The organism is Duganella sp. CF517, assembly GCF_900110275.1.
Classification (GTDB): domain Bacteria; phylum Pseudomonadota; class Gammaproteobacteria; order Burkholderiales; family Burkholderiaceae_D; genus Rugamonas.
This window is the reverse complement of record NZ_FODC01000001.1, coordinates 1,096,659-1,113,257: the sequence shown is the minus strand read 5'-3', so window position 1 is coordinate 1,113,257 and position 16,599 is coordinate 1,096,659. Positions and strand designations below refer to the sequence as shown.

Here is a 16,599-nt window from a genome sequence, read left to right as displayed (position 1 = left end):
CTCCAATGAATCATGCAACCCCGCTGCTTGAAGTCGAGCACCTGCGGACCCACTTCTTCACCCCGCGCGGCACCGTCAAGTCGGTCGACGGCGTGTCGTTCTCGCTGGCCGCCGGCGAAACGCTGGCCGTGGTCGGCGAATCCGGCTCCGGCAAGTCGGTCAGCAGCCTGTCGATCATGGGCCTGATCCCGCCGGACGCCGGCCGCATCGTCGGCGGCAGCATCCGCTTCCGGCGCCGCGACGGCAGCGTGTGCGAATTGACGCGCATGACCCAGCGCGAGCTGCGCCGGCTGCGCGGCAACGAGATGGCGATGGTGTTCCAGGATCCGATGAGCTGCCTCAATCCGGTGCTGACCATCGGCGACCAGCTGGCCGAGGCCATCCGCATCCATCTCGGTGGCGGCCGCGCCGCCGCGCTGGCCCATGCGCGGCGCATGCTGGAGATGGTCGAGATCCCGGCGGCGGCGCGCCGCCTCGGCGAGTATCCGCACCAGCTCTCGGGCGGCATGCGCCAGCGGGTGATGATCGCGCTGGCGCTGGCATGCCAGCCGTCGCTGCTGATCGCCGACGAACCGACCACCGCGCTCGACGTCACCGTGCAGGCGCAGATCCTGGCGCTGCTGCAGCGGCTCCAGCGCGACACCGGCACCGGCATCCTGTTCATTACCCACAACCTGGGCGTGGTGGCGGAGATCGCCGACCGCGTGGCGGTGATGTACAGCGGCCGCGTGGTCGAGCAGGGCGACGTGATGCGGCTGTTCGCCCAGCCGCGCCACCCCTACACGCGGGGCCTGCTGGCCTGCCTGCCGGGCCGGCACCACGGGGACGCGGCGCGCCTGGCAGGCGGGCGGCCGCGCCTGGCCGCCATTCCCGGCCAGGTCGCCAGTCCGCTGGCGCCGCCGCCGGGTTGCGCCTTCGAACCGCGTTGCGCGCTGGCGCAGGCGGCCTGCCGCGCGGCGGTGCCGGAGCTGGCCGATTTCGGCGCGGGCCAGAGCGCCCGCTGCATCCTCGGGAGCCCACAATGACGCACGATCGTTTGCCATCGGCGGCCGCCGCGCTGGCGCCATCGCCGCAACCGCTGCTGGAAGTGACGCAGCTGCGCAAGTACTTCGCCGGCCAGCGCCGCGACGCGCCGGTGCGCGCCGTCGACGGCGTCAGTTTCACCGTCATGCCGGGCGAGGTGGTCGGCCTGGTGGGCGAATCGGGTTCCGGCAAGAGCACCATCGGCCGCAATCTGCTGCGCTTGCAGGACGGTTGCCAGGGCAGCGTGCGCTATCACGGCGAGGAGCTGTTGCAGGCCTCGCCCGCGCGCATGCGCGCATTGCGGCGCGAGCTGCAGATCGTCTTCCAGGATCCGTACGCCAGCCTCAATCCGCGCATGAGAATCGGCCAGTTGATCGGCGAAGCGCTCGATACGCACCGCCTGCACCGGGGCGCGCTGCGGCAAGCGCGCATCGAACAACTGCTCGAACTGGTGGGGCTGCGGCCCGAGCACGCGGCGCGCTACCCGCACGAATTCTCCGGCGGCCAGCGCCAGCGCGTCGGCATCGCCCGCGCGCTGGCCGTCGAGCCGCGCTTCATCGTCGCCGACGAGCCGGTGTCGGCGCTCGACGTCTCGATCCAGGCCCAGGTCATCAACCTGCTGCTGGACCTGAAGGCCAGCCTGAACCTGTCGATGCTGTTCATTTCGCACGACCTCGACGTCGTCGAGTACCTGTGCGACAAGGTGGTGGTGCTCTACCTGGGCAAGGTGATGGAAATCGCCCCCGCCGCCGCACTGTTCGCCGCCCCGGCCCATCCCTACACCGAGGCGCTGCTGGCGGCTGCGCCGCGCCCCGATCCGCGCCTGCGCGCGCAGCTCGGGCAGCGCCGCCTGCTGACCGGCGACCTGCCCAGTCCCGCCGACCCGCCGTCCGGCTGCGTGTTCCGCACCCGTTGCCCGTACGCGGCGCCGGCCTGCGCCGAGAGCGTCCCGGTCCTGACCGAAACCACCCCGGGGCGCTGGCGCGCCTGCCTGCGCGACGAGGTGCCCGAGGGCGCCCTGGCCGCGCAGCACGCCGGCGCCGACACCCTTACACTTGCCTAGGAAACCGCATGCTCGAACTTACCCATATCGAATCGACACTGCTCGATGGCCGCCTGAAAGGCTTTCCCTATGAAGCGGCGCCGTGCCGCGTCGCCGACATCGGCGCGCGCGGCTGGAACGCGCTGCGCGGCGATCTGCCGTTTCCGCTGGCGCTGCTCAGGCACGACGCGCTCGAACACAATCTGCGCTGGATGGCCGACTTCACCGCCGCCGCCGGCGTGCTGCTGGCGCCGCACGGCAAAACCAGCATGGCGCCGCAGCTGTTCGAGCGCCAGCTGCGCGCCGGCGCCTGGGGGCTGACCCTGGCCACCATGCAGCAGGTGGGCCTGTGCGTGGGCCTCGGCTTGCGGCGCGTGATCCTGGCCAACCAGCTGATCGCCGAAGTCGACATCGCCCATGCCGCCACGCTGCTGGAACGCCATCCGGATCTGGAGTTCTATAGCCTGGTCGACTCGCTGGCGCAACTGGCCATCATCGAACGGGTGGCCGCGCGCCGGCCGTTCGCCCGGCCGCTGGCGCTGTTGGTCGAAGTGGGCGTGGCGGGCGGGCGCACCGGCTGCCGTGGCGGCGCCGAGGCGCTGGCCGTCGCCCGCGCGGTGGCCGCCAGCGGCAGCGTCGAACTGGCCGGCGTCGAATGCTACGAGGGCTTGCAGGTGAGCGGCGACAGCGCCGCCGACAGCGCGCTGGTGGCCGCGCTGATGGCCGACGTGCGGCAGGTGGCGCGCGACTGCGACGGCGCCGGCCTGTTCGCCACGGCGCACATCATCCTGTCGGCCGGCGGCTCGGCGGTGTTCGACCTGGTGGCGCGCGGCCTGCCGATGCACTTGTCCAAGCCGGTGCAAACGATATTGCGCAGCGGCTGCTACCTGAGCCACGATTCGGGCTTCTACGACCGCTTCGCGCGGCTGGTGGTCGAGCGCAGCGGCGGCGTGTGGCGCCAGCGTCCGCGCCTGCAAGCGGCGCTGGAGGTGTGGGCCCAGGTGCAGGCCCGGCCCGAGCCGGGGCGCGCCATCCTGGCGGTCGGCAAGCGCGACGCCTCGTTCGATATCGACTGGCCGATGCCTTTCGCGCGCGTCGCCGGCGGCGCGCGCAGCGCGCTGGACGACAGCTGGCGCATCACCAAAATGAACGACCAGCACGCGTATCTGAGCTATCCGCCGGATCAGGCGCTCGACGTCGGCGATCTGGTAGGCTGCGGCATCTCGCATCCGTGCACGACATTCGATAAATGGCGCTGGCTGCCGGTGGTGGACGGCCAGTACGGCGTCACCGGCGCCATTCTGACCCACTTCTGAGATACCCGACAGATGACCGACGTAACCGATTTGAACGATAAAAAGCGCGCGCACCCGCCTGGCGCGGATGCCGGCGCGGTCATGCTGCGCGGCGGCAGCGTGGTCGACGGCAGCGGCGCGCCCGCCTATGTCGCCGATGTCCTCATCGAACACGGCCGCATCGCCGCCATCGGGCCGGTGCTGGCGGTCCCCGCCGGGGCGCACGTGCTCGATGTCGGCGGCCTGGCGGTGTGCCCCGGCTTCATCGATGTCCACACCCACGACGACAACATCGTGCTGCTGGCGCCGGAGATGCGGCCCAAGATCAGCCAGGGCGTCACCACCGTGGTGGTCGGCAACTGCGGCATCAGCCTGGCCCCGCTGCTGCCGGCGGCGCCGGTGCCGCCGCCGCTCAACCTGCTCGGCGGCAGCGACGGCTTCCGCTACGGCGAGCTGGCGGCGTATGCCGACGCGGTGGACGCCGCGCGGCCGGCGGTCAACGTGGCCGCGCTGGTCGGCCATACCAGCCTGCGGGTGGCGCATGTGGCGGACCTGCTGCGCAAGGCCACGCCGGCGGAGCTGGCCGCCATGGAGCGCAGCCTGGCACTGGCGATGGCGCAGGGCGCGATCGGCATGAGCAGCGGCGTGTTCTACGGCCCGGCGGCCGCCGCCGACATCGACGAAGTGGCGGCGCTGGCCAGCGTGGCCGCCGCCGGGGGCGGCGTCTACGCGACGCACATCCGCGATGAATTTTCGGCCATCCTCGCTTCGATGCGTGAAGCGATGGACGTGGCGCAATCGGCGCGCGTGCCGCTGATCCTGTCGCACCACAAATGCGCCGGGCCGCACAACTGGGGCCGCACCACGGAGACGCTGGCGCTGATCGACCATGCCGCGCGCGACCAGCCCATCGGCCTCGATGTCTATCCCTACGTCGCCGGATCGACCGTGCTGCGCGCCGACCTGGTCGACGGCGTGATCGAGATCCTGGTGACGTGGTCCGAGCCGTATCCGGAATTGGCGGGCCGCTCGCTGGCGACCATCGCCGCCGACTGGCGCTGCAGCCAGCAGGAAGCCTGCGAGCGGCTGCAGCCGGGCGGCGCCTGCTATTTCCAGATGGACGAGGACGACGTCCAGCGTGTGCTCAGGCATCCCCGGTCCATGATAGGATCGGATGGTTTGCCGCACGACCGCCATCCGCATCCGCGCCTGTGGGGGACCTTCCCCCGCGTGCTGGGGCGCTATTGCCGCGAGTTGAAGTTGTTCGGGCTGGAGACGGCCGTGCACAAGATGACCGGGATGTCGGCCGAGCGTTTCGGGCTGCGCGCACGCGGGTTGGTGCGCGTGGGCTACCATGCCGACTTGGTGGTGTTCGATCCGGCGACGGTGGCGGACCGCGCGACGTTCGCGGCGCCGTCCGAAATCAGCGCCGGCATCGAGCATGTGTATGTCAACGGCGTGCCGTCGTACCGCGCAGGCGGTTGGCAGGGACGGCGCAGCGGCCGCTTCCTGCGCCACGGCGGTTGAAGCGGGGCGCCGGATCTAATATTGATAACAGGAGTAAGCCTTGGAGAAGCAATATGACATCGTCGCGCTGGGCGAGGCGATGGTTGAATTCAACCAGACCCGCGCCGGGCAGCCGGACTACCGGCAGGGCTTTGGCGGCGACACCTCGAATGTGGTCATCGCCGCCAGCCGCCAGGGTGCCCGCGCCGCTTATCTGAGCCGCGTTGGCGACGACCAGTTCGGCCACATGCTGTTGGAGTTGTGGCGGGGCGAGGGCGTCGATTGCGGCGCCGTCGCCTGCGACGCCGGCGCGCCCACCGGCCTGTACTTCGTCCATCACGGACCTGCCGGGCATGCGTTCAGCTACCGGCGCGCCGGGTCGGCCGCCAGCGGCATGCGCCCCGATAACACCGATCTCGATACGGTGCGCGCGGCGCGCTGGCTGCATGTGTCGGGCATCTCGCAGGCGATTTCGGCCGGCGCCTGCGACACCGTGTTGGCCGCCATCGATGTTGCCCGCCGGGCCGGCGTCCAGGTCAGCTACGATCCCAACCTGCGGCTGGCGCTATGGCCGCTGGCGCGCGCCGGCGCCGTGATCCGCGCCAGCATCGCCCTGAGCGATCTATTTTTGCCCAGCCTGGACGAAGGGGTGGCGCTGGCCGGCAGCGACGATGTCGGCGCCATCTTCTCGTGGTGCCGCGCGCAGGGAGCGCGCACCGTCGTGCTCAAGTGCGGCGCGGCCGGCGCATGGTACGCGGCGCCGGGCGAGGCGCCACGGCTGGCGGCGGCCAGCGCGGTCGACGCGGTCGACGCCACCGGCGCCGGCGATTGTTTCGACGGCAGCCTGCTGGCGCGGCTGGCCGACGGCGACACGCTGGCCGACGCGGTCCGCTACGCCAATGCCAGCGCGGCCCTGTCGACCTTGGGCCACGGCGCGGTGGCGCCGGTGCCGCGCGCCGCGCAAGTGCGCCACTTTTTGTCGAACGGCGCGGTTTAATCCGGCCAGGCCAGCAGTGCTTCCAGCCGCCGCCCATCGCGCTGGCCGATCGGGGTCGGCGCCGCCGGCTCGGCCACCGCGCGTCGCAGTTCGTCGACCAGGCGTTCGGCGACGATCGCGTCTTCGCCTGGATGCAGGTTGCAGGGATCGAGGTGGAAGCTTCCTTGTTCGAGCTCGTGGTCGCGCACGATCACAGGCCGCGCGCCGCGCGCCAGCGCATCGGCCAGGTCCCAGGCGGTGATGCCCGCTTGTGCCGGCGCGATCGTCACGCGCAGGCGCGATAGCGGATTGCCGGTCGGATCGGCCTCGATCTCGGCGGTGATGCCGGCGCATCCTTGCAGCGCGCGCCGCCACAGTTCCAGGCTGGCCGTTTCGCGCGACCGCACGGCCGCATGATCGCGCGTGCGCCATGCCTGCAGCGCGGCGATGGTGGCGGCCACCCCTTCCTTGCCGACCTTCATGCCACGGCCGATGCCGTGGTTTTGCAGGTAGGCCGCGCGCACCAGCTGCTTGTCGCCGGCGACGATGCCGGCCGTCAGGCCACCGAGGAATTTGTGCGCCGAGTACAGCACCAGGTCCGCGCCGGCGGCCAGGAACCTTCTGAGGTCGTATTCCGACGCGGCATCGACGATCACCGGTACGCCGGCGGCGTGGCAGACGCGCGCGAATTCGTCTAGCGCCAGCGTGCCGGCTTGTTGCGCATGGTGCGACACCACGTAGAGCGCGCAGGCGGTGCGCGGGGTGATCGCCGCCGCCGTCGACGCGGCCAGTTCGGCCGCCGCGGCGCCGGCGCCGATGATCGTGAGCGTGGCGCCCGAGAGCGTGATCGCCTGCGACAACGGCGCGCCGTAGTTGACCAGATGGCCGGACTGGATCAGCACCTCGCGTTTCATGCCGCGCGTATCGGGCAATTGGCCGATGCGCGCCAGATCGGCGCCGGTCATGCTGGCCGCCACCGCCAGGGTGATGGCGGCCGAACAGGAGGCGGTGACGAAGCCGGCCTGCGCGCCGCAGGCGTCGGCGATGGCGGCGCTGGCCAGTTTTTGCAATTCACCCATGTCGACGAACTGCGGCAGGATCGCGGCGGCGGCGGCGATGGCCTCGGGCACGGCGATGCACGCCCCCAGTGGCGTCATGGTGCCGGATACGTTGATGATCTCGCGCAAGCCTAGGCTGCTGCGAATGGACGGGCCGCTCATGTCGGGTGATCTTCCTTGGAAAACGATGGTGTCGCTGTCGCCGGCCGGTGTCGGGCCGATCACGATTGTAGGGCCAACGCCGCCAGAGTCAAAGAACTGAATCGCGGCCGACCAAAACGCTGCCTTCCCGACAAATCATGTCAGAATACCGGATGTCTATAACCTGAACCGGGGGCGGGCCGGCGCCGCCGGACGCCACGGCCGCGCCGATGAAAAAACAGAATCCCGCCGTCCCGGCGGCCAACGAAGCCGAACTGCCCCCGGGGCGCGGGCCGCGCGTGAGCGCCATGGACCGCGCGCTGCAGGTGCTCGACCACCTGTACGAGACCGGCGCGCCGGCCGGCCCCTACGCCATCGCGCGCGCCATCGGCGCGCCGCTGTCGACGGTGTACGCGCTGGTCGAGGACCTGGTGGAAAAGGCCATGCTGAGCCGCCGCGAGGACGGCAGCGTATGGCTAGGGTCGCGCCTGCACTTGTATGGGCTGGCGTATTCGCGCTCGCTCGACTTCCTCGAGCAGGCCAAGCGCGAGATGGACGTCTTGTGCCGCGAGACCGGAGAAACCGTTCAGGTGTGCGGCCGCGATGGCGACTTCATGGTGGTGCTGGCCACCGCCGCCGGTCTTGGTCATTTCCGCATCAGCTCCAACGTCGGCACCCGCGTGCCGCTGAACTGGGCGGCCTCGGGCCGGCTGCTGGTGGGCCATTTGCCGGACGCCGAGCGGGTGGAACTGTTCCGCCGCGCCGGCAAGGCCTCGCCGACCGGGCTGGCGCAAACCGACCCGCTGGTGCTGGCGCAGGCGTCGGCCAAGGCGTTCGCGGAACGGCTGTCGGTGCAGATCGGCGAATCCGATTTTTCGGTGGCCTGCGTGGCGTCGCCGATCCGCGACGTGCACGGGGCCTGCATCGCCACTATTTCCATCGTGCTGCCCGAACATAAGGTCTCGTCCGACACCCGGCGCTACGCCGACGCCGTGATCGCTTCCGCCGACCGTATCGAGGCCTCGCTCGGGTTCAAAAGCGGCGGGGTGCGCGCGGCCTGAAGCCCCGCCGAAGCGGGGCATACGGCGGGCGTGGGGCGAACGGCGGGGCGGACGGCGCCGCCGGGCAGCTCGGGCCGGTGGGTTAGAAGCGCACCTTGAGGTAGGCGGCAGGTCCGTTCAAACGGATATTCACCGCCAGATCGTCGCGCTCGCGGCGCAGGCTGATCTTCGACGCGCTGTACTCGGCCACCACGCCCACCATCGGCGTCACATACCATTCCACGCCGACGGCGCCGCCGTAGATATGGCCGTTGATGCTGCCGCCATTCTTTTTAATGCCGTTCGCATCCGCGTACATGCGCACCTGCGGCGAGAATTGATGGCGCCAGCCCAGTTCCACCAGCGGCGCATAGGCGCTTTCGTTCTCCGAGTAGCGCGCGTTGCCGCTAACGCCATTCAACACGCCGTTCGCGGTGCCGTCGATACGGGCGCGATAGTAGGCCGCGCCCACACCGACGCCAAACACGTCGGCGCCACTGCCCAGCCACCACTTGTAGGCGACATTGGCCAGGTCCAGCTTCAGCTTGGCATTGAGCTTGCCGTTGCCGGTCAGCGGCAGACCATTGACATTGGTGCTGCCGGTCAGGCCCGGGTTGTACTCTTTATCGTAGCGGTAGTAATCGAAGTCGAAGCCGTGCGAGTCGCCGATCAATACACTGGCCTTGGCGCGTGGCAAGGTCACGTTGTCGGATTTGTAGGTGCCGGTGTCGATACGGCCGTAGTTGGTGTCGCCCTCGACCTTGATGCGTGGTTCGGTGTAGAAGGCGCCGACGGACAGGCTGGCGCGGTCGAGCGCCGGTGATGGTTCCGCCCAGGCCATCGCGGTGGCGGTGCTCAGCGCGATAAGCGTGGCTGCATAGATGGCATGGCGTGCGGAAGGCGTACGTAAAGACATGAATTCTCCGAAGTGAGTTGCGAGTTGAGTTGATATGGAGAAATCATATCAATCGCCACAAATATTTCACGTCGGCGCACGGCTAAACTATGCGTGGGACTGCTCCTACCGAACCGGTCAGCGCAACCAGCGCGGCTCGCGTTCCTCGTCCGGTCCGTTGACCAGCGCCTGCACCACGCCGTTGCGGTCGAACTGCACGTCCATCAGCGAGTTCCACACATCGCTTTCCTTGTAGCGGTATTGCCAGACGTCGCCGTCGACGCTGTAATAGCGCACCTGCTTGGCTGGCCGGCCAAGGATGCCTAGCACGCTTTCCTTGTTGTCGCGGCCGATCTTGATGGTGCCGAACTTGGCGTTCGTCAGCACCTGCTCGTAGGAGATGAGCCGGTCGTCGGGGCCGAGGCGCGCCATCCACGTGTACTGGCCGAGCGGCCCCATGGCGTATTCGAGCATCGTGTCGGCGCCATTTTTATACACGCCGGTTGGCCGGCCCAGCTTCGATTGCACCACTTGGGCGCTGTCGCCCGGCGCCGGTGGCGGGCCGAACATGTTTGCGCAGCCGGTCAATGCGCCGCAAAACGTTGCCAAAACAAACAGCCTTTTCATGTCTGAGCTCCAAAAAGAGGCGGGAAGGTGACAAATTGTAGCCAAGCCGGGATACACGCGGCGCTTTTTCCGCTATACTTTCGGGTCTGGTCTTCGGACCGGTTTTTTTTGAAGTTCACGGTGTGCAGGGTTCAGACTCCGCGCACCGCATGTTAAAGGTAAATATCATGACCGTAGAAAACATCAACAAAGCCGCGATCATCGCGGACAACGCCCGTGGTCAAAAAGACACCGGCTCGCCAGAAGTGCAAGTCGCACTGCTGACCGCACGCATCAACGAACTGAACGGCCACTTCAAGGCCCACAGCAAGGATCACCACTCCCGTCGTGGTCTGATTATGATGGTTAACCGTCGTAAGAGCCTGCTGTCGTACCTGAAGGGCAAAGACGCAACCCGTTATCGCGATCTGATCGCCAAACTGGGCCTGCGTAAGTAATATTTGCGTCATCCGGCTTAATCGAAATGCCTGCGCCAGTTTGTCTGTCGCGGGCATTTTGTCATTTTCGCGGGTAAAAACTTGCTAAGCGGAACTTGGTCTTAGCGGCGCAGCATGGAATTCCTGTTTTTTTAGCAAGTGTAGTAAAGACGGCGGGTATGCCGTCTGTGGTGAGGTGAACGACAGCCCCTGAAAATCTGTCGGCAAATAGAAAGGGATTACCCATGTTTAACAAAGTTACGAAAACCTTCCAGTACGGCCAACACACCGTGACCCTGGAAACCGGCGAAATCGCTCGCCAGGCATCCGGCGCGGTGTTGGTGTCGATCGAAGACACCGTCGTGCTGGCAACGGTTGTGGCACGCAAGGATGCCAAGCCAGGTCAGGATTTCTTCCCGCTGACCGTCGATTACGTCGAAAAAACCTACGCTGCCGGTAAAATCCCGGGCGGTTTCTTCAAGCGCGAAGGCCGTCCTTCGGAAAAAGAAACGCTGACGTCGCGTCTGATCGACCGTCCTATCCGCCCGCTGTTCCCTGAAGGCTACCTGAACGAAGTGCAGGTCATCATCCACGTGCTGTCGGTCAACCCGGAGATCGATCCGGACATCGCCGCCATGATCGGCGCATCGGCCGCCCTGTGCGTCTCGGGCGTGCCATTCAACGGCCCGGTCGGCGCCGCGCGCGTTGGCTACGCCAACGGCCAGTACATCCTGAACCCCACCGTCGAACAACTGAAGACCTCCGAAATGGATCTGGTTGTCGCCGGTACCGAAACGGCCGTGCTGATGGTCGAATCGGAAGCCAAGCAACTGTCCGAAGAAATCATGCTCGGCGCCGTCGTCTTCGGCCACACCGAAATGAAAGCGGTCATCGACGCGATCCACGAGCTGGTGCGCGACGGCGGCAAGCCGGAAGTCGAATGGGTTCCACCAGCGAAAAACGAAGCGCTGATCGGCCGCGTGGCGCATTTCGCCGCCAGCAAGATCAACGAAGCGTACCAGACCAAAGACAAGCAAGAGCGCACCGCCAAGCTCAAGGCCGCCACCAGCGAAGTGCTGGCCGACCTGTCGGCTGAAGCCGCCGCCGCCGGCGCCGCGCCGATCGATTCGGCCGAAGTGAACAACATCCTGTTCGACATCGAAGCGAAAATCGTCCGCACCCAGATCCTGGACGGCGAGCCACGCATCGACGGCCGCGACACCCGCACCGTGCGTCCGATCTCGATCCGCACCTCGGTGCTGCCACGCACCCACGGTTCGGCCCTGTTCACCCGCGGTGAAACGCAGGCGCTGGTCGTCGCCACGCTGGGCACCGCCCGCGACAGCCAGAAGATCGACGCGCTGATGGGCGAGTTCACCGATTCGTTCATGCTGCATTACAACATGCCGCCGTTCGCCACCGGCGAAACCGGCCGCGTCGGCACGCCGAAGCGCCGCGAAATCGGCCACGGCCGTCTGGCCAAGCGCGCGCTGATCGCCGCGCTGCCGGCACCGGAAGAGTTCAGCTACTCGGTGCGCCTGGTGTCGGAAATCACCGAATCGAACGGTTCGTCGTCGATGGCTTCGGTCTGCGGCGGCTGCCTGGCGCTGATGGACGCCGGCGTTCCAATGAAAGAGCACGTCGCCGGTATCGCGATGGGGCTGATCAAGGAAGGCGGCAAGTTCGCCGTGCTGTCGGACATCCTGGGCGATGAAGATCACCTGGGCGACATGGACTTCAAGGTCGCCGGTACCCGCAACGGTATCACCGCGCTGCAGATGGACATCAAGATCATGGGCATCACCAAGGAAATCATGCAAGTGGCGCTGGCGCAAGCCAAGGAAGGCCGCGAGCACATCCTGGGCGAAATGCAAAAAGCCATGCCGCACGTGAAAACGGAACTGTCCGATTTCGCGCCGCGCCTGATCACCATCAAGATCAATCCTGAGAAGATCCGTGACGTCATCGGCAAGGGCGGCGCCGTCATCCGCGCGCTGACCGAAGAGACCGGCACGCAGATCGACATCAGCGACGAAGGCGTGGTCACCATCGCCTCCGTCGACGCCGCCGCCGGCCAGGAAGCCAAGCGTCGCATCGAAGAGCTGACCGCCTCGGTCGAAGTGGGCAAGACCTACGACGGCGTGGTGTTGAAGCTGCTGGACTTCGGCGCGATCGTCCAGGTCATGCCAGGCAAGGATGGTCTGCTGCACATCTCGCAAATCGCCAACGAGCGCGTCAACGCCGTTGCCGACTACCTGAAAGAAGGCCAGGCAGTGCGCGTCAAGGTTCTGGAAACCGACGACCGCGGCCGTCTGAAGCTGTCGATGAAAGCAGCCGCTGAAGAAGCGGCCGCCGCAGCGAACTAATCCCGGACTCGTCCGCTAAAACCGCGCCGTGTGCTTGCACACGGCGCGGTTTTTTTTCGTCTTGAACTTTTGATCATGGTCCGGGTCCAACACAATTCATGCGGTGGAGGGAGCAGCGATGGGCACGCTTTACGACGAGGACGTTATCGCCTGGGCCGAGCAGCAGGCGGCCTTGCTGCGCTCGGGCCAGTGGTCGCGACTGGATATCGACAACATCGCCGGGGAGATCGAGGATGTGGGCAAGAGCGAAAAACGCGCGCTGTGCCATCGCATGGCGGTGCTGGTCGAGCATCTGATCAAGTGTCGCTATCAGCCTGAGCGATGCGGCTCCAGTTGGCTGAGAACGATCCGCGAGCAACGGGCGCAGGTGCGCAAGCTACTGCGCCACAGTCCCAGTCTGCGGAAGCTGATGGCCGATCCTGACTTCGCGGAAGAGGTCTGGCGCGATGCCGTCATCCTCGCCGTCAAGGAAGCTGCGGTGGACGATTTGTCCGAGCTTAGCCCGTGGACGTTGGACGAAACGCTTCAGGAGGATTAGCCATGGGGACGTTGTATGACGATGATGTGGTTGCCTGGGCCGAGCAGCAAGCCGCGCTGATACGCGCGCGTCAATGGGCGCAGTTGGATGTCGACAACATCGCCGAGGAGATCGAGGATGTGGGCAAGAGCGACAAGCGCGCGTTGCGCAACCATATGGTGGTGTTGCTGGAGCATTTGCTGACATGGGCCTATCAGCCGCTCAGGCGTGGCGCAAGTTGGAGTGGAACCATCGGTACGCAACGGGACGAAATAGAAGACGCGCTGGAAGAGTGTCCCAGCTTGAAGAACTTGCTCAGCGATCCCGAGTGGCTTGCTACGGCTTATCGCCGCGCTGTGCGCAAAGCGCAGCGCGAAACCGGATTGAACGCGTTTCCGGCCGAGTTGCCTTGGCAGTTAGAACAAGTCCTGAATGGGGATTTCCTGCCGCCACAGCAAATTTCTAAAGGGAAGAAGGGTAAAAAGGTGGGGGGTGCATGAGCACGCTATATGAAAACGACGTTGTCACTTGGGCCGAGCAGCAAGCCGCGCTTCTTCGCGCCGGTCGATGGTCGGAGCTGGACATCGACAACATCGCTGAGGAGATCGAAGATGTGGGGAAGAGCGAAAAACGGGAGTTGCAAAGCCGGCTAGCGTTGTTGATCGCGCATTTGTTGAAGTGGGCGTATCAGCCGGGCAGGCGAAGCCACAGTTGGGTTCATACAATTCGTGAGCAGCGCGATGCGATTCAACAGGACCTCATCAAATGTCCGGGCCTAAAACCTTTGCTTACGGACCCAGCATGGATGCGGCAAGCCTACCGTTATGCAAAAGTTAAGGTGTACGAGGATACGCATGATCTGATCCTGCCGGACGAATTAGCCTGGACCGTAGACCAGATTCTTTCCACAGATTTCATGCCTGATACGGCAATAATTAGTCCGCCAGCGTAGCTTGCGAAGGACTTCAAGGATTGTTGGTTGCCCAATTCGGCATCAGCCCGACCTGTCGGTTCGGGCGCGGTTCCGGTATCATTCGGCATGAATAAGATTTCTTCCCATCCCTTTGTCATTGGTGTCGCCGGCGGAAGCGGCAGTGGCAAGTCCACCGTATCCCAGCAAGTGCTCGCGTCGTTCGGCGCCGAGATGGTCTCGGTGGTGATGCAAGACGACTACTATTGCGACCAATCCCATCTCACCCCCGAAGTCCGCCGCCAGCAGAACTACGACCATCCGCAGGCCTTCGACTGGCCGTTGCTGGTCCAGCACGTCAAAGCCCTGCGCAATGGCGAAGCGATCGAGATGCCCGAGTATGACTTCACGCAGGACAATCGCTCCGACCGCACCATCCCGGTCAAGCCGGCCCCGGTGATCGTGGTCGAGGGCCTGTTCGCCTTGTATGACGCGGACTTGCGCAAAATGATGTCGCTGAAGATCTTTGTCGACACCGCCTCCGATGTCCGCTTCATCCGCCGCCTGCAGAGGGATATCAACGAGCGCGGCCGCTCGGTTGAAAGCGTCGTCGGCCAGTATCTGGAGACCGTGCGCCCGATGCATAAGCAATTCATCGAGCCGACCAAGCGTTACGCCGATGTCATCATTCCGCATGGCGCGAACGGCCCGGCGATCGATGTGATCACTACCAAGGTGGCCAGCGTTATCGGGCAGTTGAAGCGCTCCTGAGCTTCCGGATCCACACTCTGCCGTCTCAACGTCGAACTTTCGCCCCGCACCACCGTCTAACTGGTGGATCGCGGGAGTTCACTGATGGGCAATCTATACGAAGACGACGTCCTAGCATGGGCAGAGCGGCAAGCCTCGCTTCTTCGCGCCGGTCGCTGGTCCCAACTGGATATCGACAACATCGCCGAGGAGATCGAGGATGTGGGCAAAAGTGAAAAGAGGGAACTGCGCCGCCGGCTGGCGGTGCTGCTCGAGCATTTGGCGAAGTGGCGATATCAACCGGATCATCGGGCATCTAGCTGGCTGACAACCATCCGGGTTCAGCGGCTCGACATCCAAACGCTGGTGCGTAAAGTGCCCAGCCTGAAGAGATTGATTTCCGACCGCGAGTTCGCCGAGGGCGTGTGGCGCGATGCCCTCATTCTAGCGCTCAAGGAGACGCAGTCCGTGGATTTTCCGATGGAGTGCCCGTGGACCTTGGATCAGGCGCTGGCATCCGACTTTCTGCCCGATCCATAGGCTGGGACGGACGATGGAACGCGCTCCCGGAACAGCGGAGCGCGTTCCTGCATCACTTGCCGTCGTACGTCACGCGGAACACGCGTCCGCCGTGGTCGTCCGACACCAGCATCGAGCCGTCGGCCAGCGTGACCACGTCCACCGGACGCGCCACCACTTCCTCGCCGCGCAGGAAACCGTCGATGAAAGCTGTATCGCTGACGACCTTGCTACCGTACAGCGTAATCAAGCGCACGCTGTAGCCGCTCTTGGTGGTGCGGTTCCACGAACCATGCTCGGCGACGTAGACGTTGTTGCGATAGGCCTCGGGGAACTGCTTGCCCGTGTAGAACGTCAAGCCCAGCGGCGCGACGTGCGGCCCCAGCTTGGCGACCGGTTCGACATACTCTTCGCAGGCGCGACCCTTGAAGTTCGCGTCCGGCACCACGCCGCCGTGGCAGTACGGGAAGCCGAAGTGCAGCCCGGCCTTGGGGGCGATGTTCAGCTCGCACGACGGGCTGTTGTCGCCCAGTTGGTCCGCGCCGTTATCGGTGAACCACAGCGCCTTGGTGGTCGGATGAAAGGCGAAGCCGACCGTGTTGCGGATGCCGCGCGCGTATTCTTCCAGCCCGCTGCCGTCGGCGTTCATGCGGTAGATCTTGGCGTGCTTGGTGTCGTCGGTGTCGCAGATGTTGCAGGGCGCGCCCACCGGGATGTAGAGCTTGCCATCGGGGCCGGCCTTGATGACTTTTTCGCCATGCCATTTGTCGTTCGGCAGGTCGACCTTGACCACTTCGTACGACGGCTTTTGCGCGTAGCGCTTGTCGATATTGTCGAAGCGGATCACCCGGCTGATCTCGCCGACGTAGAGCGCGCCGTTGAGAAGCGTGACGCCGATCGGGTTCTCCAGCCCGGAGGCGATGGTAACCACTTCGGCCGTCTGTTTGTCGCCGCGCGGCACCAGCGCATACACCTTGCCGGCCTTGCGCGAGCCGACGTAGACGATGCCGCTGTCGGACACGGCCATGCTACGCGCCGCGTCGACCTGGCTGGCGTAGACGCTGATGCGGAATCCTTTGGGCAGTTTGAAGCCGCTCAGGTCGATACCGTCCGGGGCGGCCTTGGCGGCGGCTGCCGGCGCGGCGGCGGCCACGGTGGTCGCGGCGGATGCAAGGATCGGTTTGTTGGCGCCGGCGGCGATATAGTCGGCCAGCAGCGCGATCTGCGGCGCGCTCAGCGCGGGAGACCAGGCCGGCATATTCTTTTCCGGCACGCCCTTGCTGATCACCTTGATCAGGTTGGCCTTGGTCGGCTCGCCGTGCAGCCAAGTGTGCTTGCCCAAGGTCGGACCAATGCCGCCTTCCATCTCGACGCCGTGGCAGGACGCGCAGTTGGCCTGATAAAGTTTTTCGGCGGCCACCGATGGTGCGGCTGCGTGCGACGCTAAAGATGCGAACGCCATGGTGATGGCCAAGGCGCGCGGAGCGATGTGTTTCATGTATGTCTCCAGGTAAATGA

17 protein-coding genes are annotated in these 16,599 nt (G+C 65.7%); 13 read left to right on the top strand and 4 right to left on the bottom strand.

Annotated features, from left to right (window positions below; all coding sequences use genetic code 11):
* Nucleotides 1-5: 5 nt before the first annotated feature.
* The 5 genes from BMX85_RS04745 to BMX85_RS04725 are packed head-to-tail and all read left to right on the top strand — an operon-like array spanning nucleotide 6 to nucleotide 5,863.
* Nucleotides 6-1,025 carry an ABC transporter ATP-binding protein gene (locus BMX85_RS04745; protein WP_090314489.1) on the top strand — a complete coding sequence of 340 codons (1,020 nt, stop codon included), beginning with the start codon at nucleotides 6-8 and terminating at the stop codon, nucleotides 1,023-1,025.
* Nucleotides 1,022-2,086, top strand: coding sequence for an ABC transporter ATP-binding protein (locus BMX85_RS04740; RefSeq protein WP_090314488.1), 1,065 nt, complete (start codon nucleotides 1,022-1,024; stop codon nucleotides 2,084-2,086). The genes BMX85_RS04745 and BMX85_RS04740 overlap by 4 nt, the downstream gene beginning before the upstream one ends.
* Before the next feature lie 8 nt (nucleotides 2,087-2,094).
* On the top strand, nucleotides 2,095-3,381 hold the full coding sequence (locus BMX85_RS04735; RefSeq protein ID WP_090314487.1) for an alanine racemase: 1,287 nt from the start codon (nucleotides 2,095-2,097) through the stop codon (nucleotides 3,379-3,381).
* Between the two features lie 12 nt (nucleotides 3,382-3,393).
* Complete coding sequence (locus tag BMX85_RS04730; protein WP_090314486.1) at nucleotides 3,394-4,887, top strand: N-acyl-D-amino-acid deacylase family protein; 1,494 nt, start codon at nucleotides 3,394-3,396, stop codon at nucleotides 4,885-4,887.
* 40 nt (nucleotides 4,888-4,927) lie between these two features.
* Nucleotides 4,928-5,863: a sugar kinase gene (locus BMX85_RS04725; RefSeq protein WP_090314485.1), complete on the top strand. Its 936-nt coding sequence runs from the start codon at nucleotides 4,928-4,930 to the stop codon at nucleotides 5,861-5,863.
* Here the strand turns inward: BMX85_RS04725 and BMX85_RS04720 are convergent.
* Nucleotides 5,860-7,062 carry an aminotransferase class V-fold PLP-dependent enzyme gene (locus BMX85_RS04720; RefSeq protein WP_090314484.1) on the bottom strand — a complete coding sequence of 401 codons (1,203 nt, stop codon included), beginning with the start codon at nucleotides 7,060-7,062 and terminating at the stop codon, nucleotides 5,860-5,862. The genes BMX85_RS04725 and BMX85_RS04720 overlap by 4 nt on opposite strands.
* A 209-nt stretch (nucleotides 7,063-7,271) precedes the next feature.
* On the opposite strand from BMX85_RS04720, the gene BMX85_RS04715 reads away from it, so the two are divergent.
* On the top strand, nucleotides 7,272-8,102 hold the full coding sequence (locus BMX85_RS04715) for an IclR family transcriptional regulator (RefSeq protein WP_090314483.1): 831 nt from the start codon (nucleotides 7,272-7,274) through the stop codon (nucleotides 8,100-8,102).
* An 82-nt stretch (nucleotides 8,103-8,184) separates the two neighbouring features.
* On the opposite strand, the gene BMX85_RS04710 is transcribed toward BMX85_RS04715, so the two are convergent.
* Complete coding sequence (locus BMX85_RS04710) at nucleotides 8,185-8,997, bottom strand: hypothetical protein (RefSeq protein ID WP_090314482.1); 813 nt, start codon at nucleotides 8,995-8,997, stop codon at nucleotides 8,185-8,187.
* 117 nt (nucleotides 8,998-9,114) lie between these two features.
* Nucleotides 9,115-9,603 carry an outer membrane protein assembly factor BamE gene (locus BMX85_RS04705; RefSeq protein ID WP_143067895.1) on the bottom strand — a complete coding sequence of 163 codons (489 nt, stop codon included), beginning with the start codon at nucleotides 9,601-9,603 and terminating at the stop codon, nucleotides 9,115-9,117.
* 167 nt (nucleotides 9,604-9,770) lie between these two features.
* On the opposite strand from BMX85_RS04705, the gene rpsO reads away from it, so the two are divergent.
* The 7 genes from rpsO (at nucleotide 9,771) to BMX85_RS04670 (ending at nucleotide 15,102) form a co-directional block, all read left to right on the top strand.
* Nucleotides 9,771-10,040: a 30S ribosomal protein S15 gene (rpsO, locus tag BMX85_RS04700; protein ID WP_008450438.1), complete on the top strand. Its 270-nt coding sequence runs from the start codon at nucleotides 9,771-9,773 to the stop codon at nucleotides 10,038-10,040.
* Between the two features lie 224 nt (nucleotides 10,041-10,264).
* The gene (pnp, locus tag BMX85_RS04695; RefSeq protein ID WP_090314480.1) at nucleotides 10,265-12,385 is read left to right on the top strand and encodes a polyribonucleotide nucleotidyltransferase; all 2,121 of its coding nucleotides are present in this window, start codon (nucleotides 10,265-10,267) and stop codon (nucleotides 12,383-12,385) included.
* 118 nt (nucleotides 12,386-12,503) lie between these two features.
* Entirely contained in the window at nucleotides 12,504-12,923 is a 420-nt protein-coding gene (locus BMX85_RS04690) for a DUF29 domain-containing protein (RefSeq protein ID WP_090314479.1), read from the top strand.
* Nucleotides 12,924-12,925: 2 nt separating this feature from the next.
* Entirely contained in the window at nucleotides 12,926-13,402 is a 477-nt protein-coding gene (locus BMX85_RS04685; RefSeq protein ID WP_090314478.1) for a DUF29 domain-containing protein, read from the top strand.
* Entirely contained in the window at nucleotides 13,399-13,854 is a 456-nt protein-coding gene (locus BMX85_RS04680; RefSeq protein ID WP_090314477.1) for a DUF29 domain-containing protein, read from the top strand. Before BMX85_RS04685 ends, BMX85_RS04680 begins: the two co-directional genes overlap by 4 nt.
* An 87-nt stretch (nucleotides 13,855-13,941) precedes the next feature.
* Nucleotides 13,942-14,583, top strand: coding sequence for a uridine kinase (gene udk / locus BMX85_RS04675; protein ID WP_090314476.1), 642 nt, complete (start codon nucleotides 13,942-13,944; stop codon nucleotides 14,581-14,583).
* Nucleotides 14,584-14,667: 84 nt separating this feature from the next.
* Nucleotides 14,668-15,102: a DUF29 domain-containing protein gene (locus BMX85_RS04670; RefSeq protein ID WP_090314475.1), complete on the top strand. Its 435-nt coding sequence runs from the start codon at nucleotides 14,668-14,670 to the stop codon at nucleotides 15,100-15,102.
* A gap of 52 nt (nucleotides 15,103-15,154) precedes the next feature.
* Here BMX85_RS04670 and BMX85_RS04665 read toward each other — a convergent pair whose 3' ends face one another.
* A complete protein-coding gene (locus tag BMX85_RS04665) occupies nucleotides 15,155-16,579 on the bottom strand; it encodes a c-type cytochrome (protein ID WP_090314474.1) in 1,425 nt (474 codons plus the stop codon).
* Between the last annotated feature and the right edge of the window lie 20 nt (nucleotides 16,580-16,599).